At 56.8% G+C, this 9,020-nt stretch carries 21 protein-coding genes; all 21 read right to left on the reverse strand.

Annotated features, from left to right (window positions below; translation table 11 throughout):
* Positions 1-3: 3 nt before the first annotated feature.
* Positions 4-180: a 50S ribosomal protein L30 gene (rpmD, locus tag ACODS9_RS22215; protein ID WP_011531895.1), complete on the reverse strand. Its 177-nt coding sequence runs from the start codon at positions 178-180 to the stop codon at positions 4-6.
* 2 nt (positions 181-182) lie between these two features.
* Complete coding sequence (gene rpsE, locus ACODS9_RS22220; protein ID WP_046857343.1) at positions 183-683, reverse strand: 30S ribosomal protein S5; 501 nt, start codon at positions 681-683, stop codon at positions 183-185.
* 3 nt (positions 684-686) lie between these two features.
* Positions 687-1,037, reverse strand: a complete 351-nt coding sequence (gene rplR / locus ACODS9_RS22225; RefSeq protein WP_023629183.1) for a 50S ribosomal protein L18 — start codon at positions 1,035-1,037, stop codon at positions 687-689.
* Positions 1,038-1,047: 10 nt separating this feature from the next.
* Positions 1,048-1,581 carry a 50S ribosomal protein L6 gene (gene rplF, locus ACODS9_RS22230; RefSeq protein ID WP_038707244.1) on the reverse strand — a complete coding sequence of 178 codons (534 nt, stop codon included), beginning with the start codon at positions 1,579-1,581 and terminating at the stop codon, positions 1,048-1,050.
* 12 nt (positions 1,582-1,593) lie between these two features.
* Positions 1,594-1,986, reverse strand: coding sequence for a 30S ribosomal protein S8 (rpsH, locus tag ACODS9_RS22235; protein WP_023629182.1), 393 nt, complete (start codon positions 1,984-1,986; stop codon positions 1,594-1,596).
* A gap of 210 nt (positions 1,987-2,196) precedes the next feature.
* Entirely contained in the window at positions 2,197-2,502 is a 306-nt protein-coding gene (gene rpsN, locus ACODS9_RS22240; protein ID WP_023629181.1) for a 30S ribosomal protein S14, read from the reverse strand.
* Positions 2,503-2,515: 13 nt separating this feature from the next.
* Positions 2,516-3,055, reverse strand: a complete 540-nt coding sequence (gene rplE / locus ACODS9_RS22245; RefSeq protein ID WP_003255474.1) for a 50S ribosomal protein L5 — start codon at positions 3,053-3,055, stop codon at positions 2,516-2,518.
* Between the two features lie 20 nt (positions 3,056-3,075).
* Complete coding sequence (gene rplX / locus ACODS9_RS22250; protein ID WP_023629180.1) at positions 3,076-3,390, reverse strand: 50S ribosomal protein L24; 315 nt, start codon at positions 3,388-3,390, stop codon at positions 3,076-3,078.
* 11 nt (positions 3,391-3,401) lie between these two features.
* Positions 3,402-3,770 (reverse strand): 50S ribosomal protein L14, encoded by a 369-nt coding sequence (rplN, locus tag ACODS9_RS22255; RefSeq protein ID WP_008089810.1) that lies wholly within the window; start codon positions 3,768-3,770, stop codon positions 3,402-3,404.
* A gap of 23 nt (positions 3,771-3,793) precedes the next feature.
* The gene (rpsQ, locus tag ACODS9_RS22260) at positions 3,794-4,060 is read right to left on the reverse strand and encodes a 30S ribosomal protein S17 (protein WP_003255478.1); all 267 of its coding nucleotides are present in this window, start codon (positions 4,058-4,060) and stop codon (positions 3,794-3,796) included.
* Between the two features lie 2 nt (positions 4,061-4,062).
* Positions 4,063-4,254 carry a 50S ribosomal protein L29 gene (gene rpmC, locus ACODS9_RS22265; protein WP_002555481.1) on the reverse strand — a complete coding sequence of 64 codons (192 nt, stop codon included), beginning with the start codon at positions 4,252-4,254 and terminating at the stop codon, positions 4,063-4,065.
* On the reverse strand, positions 4,254-4,667 hold the full coding sequence (gene rplP, locus ACODS9_RS22270; protein ID WP_009397508.1) for a 50S ribosomal protein L16: 414 nt from the start codon (positions 4,665-4,667) through the stop codon (positions 4,254-4,256). The genes rpmC and rplP overlap by 1 nt, the downstream gene beginning before the upstream one ends.
* A gap of 12 nt (positions 4,668-4,679) precedes the next feature.
* Positions 4,680-5,366 carry a 30S ribosomal protein S3 gene (gene rpsC, locus ACODS9_RS22275; protein ID WP_011531889.1) on the reverse strand — a complete coding sequence of 229 codons (687 nt, stop codon included), beginning with the start codon at positions 5,364-5,366 and terminating at the stop codon, positions 4,680-4,682.
* 13 nt (positions 5,367-5,379) lie between these two features.
* A complete protein-coding gene (gene rplV / locus ACODS9_RS22280) occupies positions 5,380-5,712 on the reverse strand; it encodes a 50S ribosomal protein L22 (protein ID WP_003103908.1) in 333 nt (110 codons plus the stop codon).
* 11 nt (positions 5,713-5,723) lie between these two features.
* On the reverse strand, positions 5,724-5,999 hold the full coding sequence (gene rpsS, locus ACODS9_RS22285; RefSeq protein WP_003255482.1) for a 30S ribosomal protein S19: 276 nt from the start codon (positions 5,997-5,999) through the stop codon (positions 5,724-5,726).
* Between the two features lie 16 nt (positions 6,000-6,015).
* On the reverse strand, positions 6,016-6,840 hold the full coding sequence (gene rplB, locus ACODS9_RS22290) for a 50S ribosomal protein L2 (protein WP_003255483.1): 825 nt from the start codon (positions 6,838-6,840) through the stop codon (positions 6,016-6,018).
* A gap of 14 nt (positions 6,841-6,854) precedes the next feature.
* Entirely contained in the window at positions 6,855-7,154 is a 300-nt protein-coding gene (rplW, locus tag ACODS9_RS22295; protein ID WP_003255484.1) for a 50S ribosomal protein L23, read from the reverse strand.
* Positions 7,151-7,753, reverse strand: a complete 603-nt coding sequence (rplD, locus tag ACODS9_RS22300; protein WP_003255485.1) for a 50S ribosomal protein L4 — start codon at positions 7,751-7,753, stop codon at positions 7,151-7,153. Before rplD ends, rplW begins: the two co-directional genes overlap by 4 nt.
* A 12-nt stretch (positions 7,754-7,765) precedes the next feature.
* Complete coding sequence (gene rplC / locus ACODS9_RS22305; protein WP_011531887.1) at positions 7,766-8,401, reverse strand: 50S ribosomal protein L3; 636 nt, start codon at positions 8,399-8,401, stop codon at positions 7,766-7,768.
* Positions 8,402-8,481: 80 nt separating this feature from the next.
* Positions 8,482-8,793, reverse strand: coding sequence for a 30S ribosomal protein S10 (rpsJ, locus tag ACODS9_RS22310; protein ID WP_003186070.1), 312 nt, complete (start codon positions 8,791-8,793; stop codon positions 8,482-8,484).
* A 141-nt stretch (positions 8,794-8,934) separates the two neighbouring features.
* The coding region (locus ACODS9_RS22315) for an EF-Tu C-terminal domain-related protein (RefSeq protein ID WP_206604777.1) at positions 8,935-9,020 on the reverse strand (86 nt) is incomplete at its 5' end.

The following is a 9,020-nucleotide window of genomic DNA, read 5'->3' on the forward strand; positions in this document are numbered from 1 at the left end:
CGATTAACCCTCGACCTTCAGCATGTAGTAAGCCTTGTTGATCATCCCGCGGTTCTCGGGAGTATCCTGGACTTCTACAGTGTGACCGATACGACGCAGACCCAGACCCTTCACGCACAGCTTGTGGTTAGGGATACGGCCCGAGACGCTCTTGATCAGCGTAACTTTGACGGTTGCCATGATCAGCGGATCTCCTCAACAGTCTTGCCGCGCTTGGCAGCAATGGACTCAGGGGATTGCATGGCTTTCAGACCCTTGAAGGTGGCGTGAACCACGTTCACCGGGTTGGTCGAACCGTAGCACTTGGCCAGGACGTTCTGAACACCAGCAACTTCCAGGACGGCACGCATTGCGCCGCCGGCGATGATACCGGTACCTTCCGAGGCAGGCTGCATGTAGACCTTCGAGGCGCCGTGGGCGGCCTTGGTGGCGTACTGCAGGGTGGTGCCCTTCAGGTCAACCTGAATCATGTTGCGACGAGCAGCTTCCATGGCTTTCTGGATCGCGGCAGGTACTTCGCGCGACTTGCCACGGCCAAAGCCAACACGACCCTTGCCATCACCTACCACGGTCAGCGCGGTGAAGGTGAAGATACGGCCGCCTTTAACGGTTTTGGCTACGCGGTTAACTTGAACCAGCTTCTCGATGTAGCCTTCGTCGCGCTTTTGATCGTTATTTGCCATAACTTAGAACTCCAGCCCGCCTTCACGAGCAGCATCAGCCAGCGCCTTGACGCGGCCATGGTACTTGAAGCCGGAACGGTCAAAGGCAACTTGAGATACACCGGCGGCTTTCGCGCGCTCAGCTACCAGCTTGCCAACCTTAGTGGCCGCGTCGATGTTGCCAGTGGCGCCATCACGCAGTTCTTTGTCCAAGGTCGAGGCGCTTGCCAGAACCTTGCTGCCGTCGGCCGAAATGACCTGGGCATAGATGTGCTGCGAGGAGCGGAACACGCACAGACGCACGGCTTCGAGCTCGTGCATTTTCAGGCGTGCTTTGCGAGCGCGACGCAGTCGAATAACTTTTTTGTCGGTCATTTGCTAGGCCCTACTTCTTCTTGGCTTCTTTACGACGGACTACTTCGTCCGCGTAACGCACACCCTTGCCCTTGTAAGGCTCTGGCGGACGGAAACCGCGGACTTCAGCGGCCACCTGACCCACCAGCTGCTTGTCGATACCCTTGATCAGGATGTCGGTCTGGCTTGGGGTTTCAGCGGTGATACCGGCTGGCAGTTCGTAATCCACTGGGTGCGAGAAGCCCAGAGCCAGGTTCAGGACGGTGCCTTTGGCCTGAGCTTTGTAACCAACACCGACCAGCTGGAGCTTGCGCTCGAAGCCTTGGCTTACGCCGTGGACCATGTTGTTCACCAGGGCGCGGGTGGTACCGGCCATGGCGCGAGCTTGCTGGTCACCGTTGCGAGCGACGAAACGCAGCTCACCAGCTTCTTCGGTAACTTCAACAGACGAGTGAACGTTCAGTTCGAGAGTGCCCTTGGCACCCTTTACCGAAAGCTGCTGACCGGCGAATTTGACTTCGACGCCTGCTGGCAGCTTAACGGGGTTCTTAGCGACGCGAGACATGCCTATCTCCCCTTAGAACACTGTGCACAGAACTTCGCCGCCGACACCGGCAGCGCGCGCAGCGCGGTCAGTCATCACACCTTTGTTGGTGGAGACGATAGACACGCCCAGGCCGCCACGTACTTTCGGCAGCTCAGAGACGGCCTTGTACTGGCGCAGGCCAGGACGGCTGGTACGCTTCAGTTCCTCGATGACCGGACGGCCTTCGAAGTACTTGAGTTCGATCGACAGGGAAGGCTTGGCTTCGCCGTTGACTTCGTAGCCAGCGATGTAACCTTCGTCTTTCAGTACTTTGGCAACCGCGACCTTCAGGGTAGAAGAAGGCATGCTTACGACAGACTTTTCAGCCATCTGGGCATTACGGATGCGAGTTAGCATGTCCGCTAACGGGTCCTGCATACTCATGGGCTAGATGCTCCTGATACAAGAATTATTAGCCTTGCGGCTATCACAACCACCCGAGCAGGCAGGGCAAAAAACCCGGGCTCAGGTGAGCCGGTCATTCTAGACACAAGGCAGAAACGAAACAAGCCCCATATAGGGGCTTGTTTCAATGCGAGGTCACCGGCGGTCGGAAGATCACTCCCCTTCCACCGGTGGTCACGCCAACCGGGATTACCAGCTGGCCTTGACCAGACCTGGCACGTCACCACGCATGGCGGCTTCGCGCAGCTTGTTACGGCCGAGGCCGAACTTGCGATACACGCCGTGCGGACGACCGGTGATGCGGCAACGGTTACGCATGCGCGAAGCGCTGGCGTCACGTGGTTGCTTCTGCAGGGCGACAACGGCAGCGAAACGCTCTTCAGGAGAGGCGTTCAGGTTGACGATGGTCGCTTTCAGCTCGGCACGCTTTTTGGCGTACTTGGCTACCGTGAGCTGACGCTTCAGCTCGCGGTTTTTCATGCTCTTCTTGGCCATTTTCCTACTCCAATCAGTTGCGGAACGGGAACTTGAAAGCACGCAGCAGAGCGCGGCCTTCGTCGTCCGAACGAGCAGTGGTGGTCAGGGTGATGTCCAAACCGCGCAGAGCATCGATCTTGTCGTAGTCGATTTCCGGGAAGATGATCTGCTCTTTCACGCCCATGCTGTAGTTGCCACGACCATCGAAGGACTTGGCATTCAGGCCGCGGAAGTCGCGAACCCGAGGCAGGGAGATCGCCAGCAGGCGGTCCAGGAATTCGTACATCTTGTCGCTACGCAGGGTCACCTTGACGCCGATCGGCCAGCCTTCACGGACTTTGAAGCCCGCGATGGATTTACGAGCGAAAGTCACGACCGGCTTTTGACCGGTGATCTTTTCCAGGTCAGCAACAGCGTGCTCGATGACTTTCTTGTCGCCGATCGCTTCGCCCAGACCCATGTTCAGGGTGATTTTGGTAACGCGCGGAACTTCCATCACGTTCGACAGCTTAAGTTCTTCCTTAAGCTTGGGAGCGATTTCGTTCCGGTAAATCTCTTTCAGTCGTGCCATGGTCTTCTACCTAGCAGTGTTCAAGCATCAACCGCTTTTTGGGTCGACTTGAAGACACGAATTTTCTTGCCTTCTTCTACTTTGAAGCCAACGCGGTCAGCCTTGTTGGTTTCGCTGTTGAAGATGGCAACGTTGGAAGCGTGCAGTGGCGCTTCTTTTTCGACGATACCGCCCTGAACGCCCGCCATCGGGTTAGGCTTGGTATGACGCTTGACCAGGTTCACACCACCGATGACCAGACGGTCATCAGCCAGAACCTTCAGCACCTTACCGCGCTTACCCTTGTCTTTGCCGGCGATCACGATGATCTCGTCGTCACGACGAATCTTTTGCATGTCGGATCTCCTTAGAGCACTTCAGGGGCGAGCGAAACGATCTTCATGAACTTCTCGGTACGAAGTTCACGGGTCACTGGCCCGAAGATGCGAGTACCGATCGGCTCTTGCTTGGTGTTCAGCAGAACAGCAGCGTTGCCGTCGAAACGAATGATGGAACCGTCAGCGCGACGTACACCGTGACGGGTACGGACGACAACAGCGGTCATCACCTGGCCTTTTTTGACCTTACCGCGAGGAATTGCTTCCTTGACGGTAACTTTGATGATGTCACCGATACCGGCGTAACGACGGTGGGAACCGCCGAGCACCTTGATGCACATGACGCGACGAGCGCCGCTGTTATCGGCCACATCGAGCATGGATTGAGTCTGAATCATAAAATTTCTCCGACCCCTAGCCCTTAGACTTCAACAGCGCGTTCGAGGACTTCAACCAGTGCCCAGGACTTGGTCTTGGCCAGCGGACGGGTTTCACGGATGGAAACCTTGTCGCCGATCTTGCACTGGTTGGCTTCGTCGTGCGCGTGCAGCTTAGTCGAACGCTTAACGTATTTACCGTAGATCGGGTGCTTTACGCGACGCTCGATCAGAACGGTGATGGTCTTGTCCATTTTGTCGCTGACGACACGGCCAGTCAGCGTACGGACGGTTTTTTCAGCTTCAGCCATGATCACTTACCTGCCTGCTGGTTGAGCACAGTTTTCACGCGAGCGATGTCACGCTTAACTTGCGAGAGCAGGTGCGACTGCCCCAACTGGCCAGTTGCTTTCTGCATGCGCAGATTGAACTGGTCGCGCAGCAAGCCGAGCAGTTGCTCATTCAGTTGCTGTGCGGATTTTTCACGAAGTTCATTCGCTTTCATCACATCACCGTCCGCTTAACAAAGGAGGTGGCGAGAGGCAGCTTTGCAGCGGCCAGGGCGAAAGCTTCGCGCGCCAGCTCTTCAGAAACACCCTCGATCTCGTACAGGACTTTGCCTGGCTGAATCTGGGCAACCCAGTATTCCACGGAACCCTTACCTTTACCCATCCGCACTTCGAGAGGCTTCTTGGTAACCGGCTTGTCCGGGAACACACGGATCCAGATCTTGCCGCCACGCTTAACGTGACGGGTCAGGGCACGACGTGCCGACTCGATCTGGCGAGCGGTGAGACGACCGCGGGCGACAGCTTTCAGAGCGAACTCGCCGAAGCTGACCTTGCTACCGCGCAGTGCCAGACCACGGTTGTGGCCGGTCATCTGCTTGCGGAATTTTGTACGCTTTGGTTGCAACATTTGGCGTACCCCTTACTTAGCAGCTTTTTTACGAGGCGCTGGTGCTTGCGGCTTCAGCTCTTCCTGGCGACCACCAATAACTTCGCCTTTGAAGATCCAAACCTTCACACCGATCACACCGTAGGTGGTGTGAGCTTCGTAGGTGTTGTAGTCGATATCGGCACGCAGGGTGTGCAGGGGCACACGACCTTCGCGATACCACTCGGTACGTGCGATCTCGGCGCCGCCGAGACGACCGCTCACCTGGATCTTGATGCCCTTAGCACCAATACGCATGGCGTTCTGCACGGCGCGCTTCATGGCGCGACGGAACATTACGCGGCGTTCCAGCTGCTGGGCTACGCTCTGAGCAACCAGCATAGCGTCGAGTTCCGGCTTGCGGATCTCTTCGATGTTGATGTGCACAGGCACACCCATCTGCTTGGTCAGGTCCTGACGCAGCTTCTCAACATCTTCACCTTTCTTGCCGATAACGATACCGGGACGAGCGGTGTGGATGGTGATGCGTGCAGTTTGAGCCGGGCGATGAATATCGATACGGCTAACGGACGCGCTTTTTAGTTTGTCTTGGAGGTACTCGCGAGTTTGCAGATCCTTCAGCAGGTAATCTGCGTAAGTCGCGCCGTCTGCGTACCAGACGGAGGTGTGCTCCTTGACGATTCCCAGGCGAATGCCAGTGGGATGTACTTTCTGACCCATCTGATCGACTCCGTTACTTGTCCGCAACCTTGACAGTGATATGGCAAGACCGCTTGACGATGCGATCAGCACGGCCTTTGGCACGTGGCATGATGCGCTTCAGCGAACGCCCTTCGTTGACGAAGACGGTGGAGACCTTCAGGTCATCAACGTCTGCGCCTTCGTTGTGTTCGGCGTTGGCAACGGCCGACTCGAGGACTTTCTTCATGATTTCAGCGGCTTTTTTGCTGCTGAAGGCCAACAGGTTGAGCGCTTCGCCCACCTTCTTCCCGCGGATCTGGTCGGCGACCAAGCGGGCTTTCTGGGCGGAGATGCGAGCGCCCGACAACTTAGCGGCTACTTCCATTTCCTTACCCCTTAACGCTTGGCTTTCTTGTCAGCCACGTGCCCGCGGTAGGTGCGGGTACCGGCGAACTCGCCCAGTTTGTGGCCGACCATGTCTTCGTTCACGAGAACTGGGACGTGTTGGCGACCGTTGTGTACCGCGATGGTCAGACCGACCATTTGTGGCAGGATCATCGAACGGCGCGACCAGGTTTTAACTGGCTTGCGATCGTTCTTCTCCACCGCCACTTCGACCTTCTTCAGCAGGTGAAGATCGATAAAAGGACCTTTTTTCAGAGAACGTGGCACTGTCGTATCCCTCTAGTTACTTGCGACGACGGACGATCATGTTGTCGGTACGCTTATTACCACGGGTTTTAGCACCCTTGGTTGGGAAGCCCCATGGCGATACCGGATGACGACCACCGGAGGTACGACCTTCACCACCACCATGCGGGTGGTCAACCGGGTTCATGGCAACACCACGAACGGTTGGGCGAACGCCGCGCCAGCGTTTGGCACCAGCTTTACCCAGCGAACGCAGGCTGTGCTCGGAGTTCGAGACTTCGCCCAGGGTCGCACGGCACTCAGCCAGGACTTTACGCATTTCACCAGAGCGCAGACGCAGGGTCACGTAGACACCTTCGCGAGCGATCAGCTGAGCCGAGGCACCAGCGGAACGAGCGATCTGAGCACCTTTACCCGGCTTCAGTTCGATGCCGTGAATGGTGCTACCTACTGGAATGTTGCGCAGTTGCAGGGAGTTACCGGCCTTGATTGGGGCCAGGGCACCTGCGATCAGCTGGTCGCCAGCACTCACGCCTTTAGGGGCGATGATGTAGCGACGCTCGCCGTCTGCGTAGCACAGCAGGGCGATGTGAGCAGTACGGTTTGGATCGTATTCGATACGCTCGACAGTGGCTGGGATGCCATCTTTGTCGTTGCGACGGAAGTCGACCAGACGGTAGTGCTGCTTATGACCACCACCCACGTGACGCGTGGTGATGCGGCCATTGTTGTTACGACCACCAGACTTCGATTTCTTCTCGATCAGCGGTGCGTGAGGAGCGCCTTTGTGCAGCTCCTTGTTGACCACCTTGACCACGAAACGGCGGCCAGGGGAAGTCGGTTTGCATTTAACGATTGCCATGATGCACCCCTTCCTTACTCAGCACTGCTGCTGAAATCGAGATCTTGGCCTGGCTGAAGGGAGACGATCGCCTTCTTCCAGTCATTACGCTTGCCCAGACCACGTGCGGTACGCTTGGTTTTACCCAGAACGTTAACGGTCGACACGTTTTCAACTTTTACGTTGAACAGGCCTTCGACAGCTTTCTTGATTTCCAGCTTGGTTGCATCGGTAGCAACCTTGAATACGAACTGGCCTTTTTTCTCAGCCAGAACGGTAGCCTTCTCGGAAACGTGCGGGCCAAGGAGGACTTTGAATACGCGTTCCTGGTTCATCCCAGCAGCTCCTCGAATTTCTTCACGGCCGAGACAGTGATCAACACTTTCTCGTATGCGATCAGACTGACCGGGTCGGAACCTTGAACGTCACGTACGTCGACGTGCGGCAGGTTACGAGCAGCCAGGTACAGGTTCTGATCAACAGCATCCGAAACGATCAGTACGTCGCTCAGACCCATGCCGTTCAGCTTGTTCAGCAGATCTTTGGTTTTCGGTGCTTCAACAGCGAAGTCCTGAACCACGACCAGACGGTCGCTACGCACCAGCTCGGCGAGGATGGAGCGCAGGGCTGCGCGATACATCTTCTTGTTGAGCTTTTGCGAGTGATCTTGAGGACGAGCTGCGAAGGTTACACCACCGCCACGCCAGATCGGGCCACGGGTAGTACCGGCACGAGCACGGCCAGTACCTTTCTGACGCCATGGGCGCTTACCGCCACCGGCCACGTCAGAACGGGTCTTCTGCTGCTTGGTGCCCTGACGGCCGCCGGCCATGTAGGCCACGACTGCTTGGTGTACCAGCGTCTCGTTGAATTCGCCACCGAAAGTCAGTTCGGAAACTTCGATCGCCTGAGCGTCATTTACATTAAGTTGCATGTCAGTTTCCCCTTACCCGCGAGCCTTGACAGCTGGACGCACAACCACGTCGCCGCCAGTAGCGCCTGGAACGGCACCCTTGATCAGCAGCAGGTTGCGTTCAGCGTCTACGCGTACTACTTCCAGGGACTGCACAGTCACGCGCTCAGCGCCCATGTGACCGGACATTTTCTTGCCCTTGAATACACGACCAGGAGTCTGGCACTGGCCGATGGAGCCAGGGACACGGTGCGATACGGAGTTACCGTGGGTGTTATCTTGACCACGGAAGTTCCAGCGCTTGATGGTACCGGCGAAGCCTTTACCTTTGGACTGACCGGTTACGTCTACCAGCTGGCCTGCAGTGAAGAGTTCAGCTTTGATCAGATCGCCAGCCTGGAAATCGCCTTCTTCAAGACGGAACTCCCAGACACCGCGACCAGCGGCAACGTTGGCCTTGGCAAAGTGGCCTGCCTGAGCGGCGGTCACACGCGAAGCACGACGCTCGCCGACAGTGACTTGCACTGCACGGTAGCCATCAGTTTCTTCGGTTTTGAACTGGGTGACGCGATTCGGCTCGATCTCGATGACCGTGACCGGAATGGAGACACCTTCTTCGGTGAAAATACGGGTCATGCCCGCTTTCCGACCGACTACACCAATAGTCATGTTGTAAACCTCATGAGTGTACGGGGCTTTCACCCGCTATGGCCGCCCATTTCAGAGCGTTACACGACCAGACCGAAGTCTTAGCCGAGGCTGATCTGTACTTCCACGCCGGCCGCCAGATCGAGCTTCATCAGCGCGTCAACGGTTTTATCCGTTGGCTGGACGATGTCCAGAACACGCTTATGAGTGCGAATCTCGTACTGGTCACGCGCGTCTTTGTTGACGTGCGGGGAGACCAGAACGGTGAAACGCTCTTTGCGGGTAGGCAGTGGAATTGGACCACGCACTTGTGCACCAGTACGTTTCGCGGTTTCCACGATTTCCTGGGTGGATTGGTCGATCAGGCGATGGTCGAAAGCCTTCAACCTGATACGGATTTGCTGATTTTGCATTGGATTTCAGACTCCAGGCTGTTCCCAACGGACGCACTACGCCCGCTAAAAGGAGGCGTGATTCTATAGACGCCCCAATTTAGTGTCAACCCAATAAAAAAAGCCCCCGCTGAGCGGGGGCTTTTTCAATCGGTCGAGTGATTACTCGATGATTTTTGCTACGACGCCGGCGCCGACGGTACGACCGCCTTCACGGATGGCGAAACGCAGACCGTCTTCCATTGCGA

Source organism: Pseudomonas sp. FG36, assembly GCF_057809275.1.

What these genes read in the sequence shown, in the direction of transcription:
- rplE (WP_003255474.1), bottom strand. Translation starts at nt 3,055, where the DNA reads ATGGCACGACTGAAAGAGATTTACCGGAACGAAATCGCTCCCAAGCTT.
- rpsE (WP_046857343.1), bottom strand. Translation starts at nt 683, where the DNA reads ATGGCAAATAACGATCAAAAGCGCGACGAAGGCTACATCGAGAAGCTG.
- rpsQ (WP_003255478.1), bottom strand. Translation starts at nt 4,060, where the DNA reads ATGGCTGAAGCTGAAAAAACCGTCCGTACGCTGACTGGCCGTGTCGTC.
- rplB (WP_003255483.1), bottom strand. Translation starts at nt 6,840, where the DNA reads ATGGCAATCGTTAAATGCAAACCGACTTCCCCTGGCCGCCGTTTCGTG.
- rpmC (WP_002555481.1), bottom strand. Translation starts at nt 4,254, where the DNA reads ATGAAAGCGAATGAACTTCGTGAAAAATCCGCACAGCAACTGAATGAG.
- rplP (WP_009397508.1), bottom strand. Translation starts at nt 4,667, where the DNA reads ATGTTGCAACCAAAGCGTACAAAATTCCGCAAGCAGATGACCGGCCAC.
- rpsN (WP_023629181.1), bottom strand. Translation starts at nt 2,502, where the DNA reads ATGGCCAAGAAGAGCATGAAAAACCGCGAGCTGAAGCGTCAGCTCACG.
- rplV (WP_003103908.1), bottom strand. Translation starts at nt 5,712, where the DNA reads ATGGAAGTAGCCGCTAAGTTGTCGGGCGCTCGCATCTCCGCCCAGAAA.
- rplD (WP_003255485.1), bottom strand. Translation starts at nt 7,753, where the DNA reads ATGCAACTTAATGTAAATGACGCTCAGGCGATCGAAGTTTCCGAACTG.
- rplR (WP_023629183.1), bottom strand. Translation starts at nt 1,037, where the DNA reads ATGACCGACAAAAAAGTTATTCGACTGCGTCGCGCTCGCAAAGCACGC.
- rplC (WP_011531887.1), bottom strand. Translation starts at nt 8,401, where the DNA reads ATGACTATTGGTGTAGTCGGTCGGAAAGCGGGCATGACCCGTATTTTC.
- rplN (WP_008089810.1), bottom strand. Translation starts at nt 3,770, where the DNA reads ATGATTCAGACTCAATCCATGCTCGATGTGGCCGATAACAGCGGCGCT.
- rplX (WP_023629180.1), bottom strand. Translation starts at nt 3,390, where the DNA reads ATGCAAAAGATTCGTCGTGACGACGAGATCATCGTGATCGCCGGCAAA.
- rplW (WP_003255484.1), bottom strand. Translation starts at nt 7,154, where the DNA reads ATGAACCAGGAACGCGTATTCAAAGTCCTCCTTGGCCCGCACGTTTCC.
- rpsH (WP_023629182.1), bottom strand. Translation starts at nt 1,986, where the DNA reads ATGAGTATGCAGGACCCGTTAGCGGACATGCTAACTCGCATCCGTAAT.
- rpsJ (WP_003186070.1), bottom strand. Translation starts at nt 8,793, where the DNA reads ATGCAAAATCAGCAAATCCGTATCAGGTTGAAGGCTTTCGACCATCGC.
- rpsC (WP_011531889.1), bottom strand. Translation starts at nt 5,366, where the DNA reads ATGGGTCAGAAAGTACATCCCACTGGCATTCGCCTGGGAATCGTCAAG.
- rpmD (WP_011531895.1), bottom strand. Translation starts at nt 180, where the DNA reads ATGGCAACCGTCAAAGTTACGCTGATCAAGAGCGTCTCGGGCCGTATC.
- rplF (WP_038707244.1), bottom strand. Translation starts at nt 1,581, where the DNA reads ATGTCTCGCGTCGCTAAGAACCCCGTTAAGCTGCCAGCAGGCGTCGAA.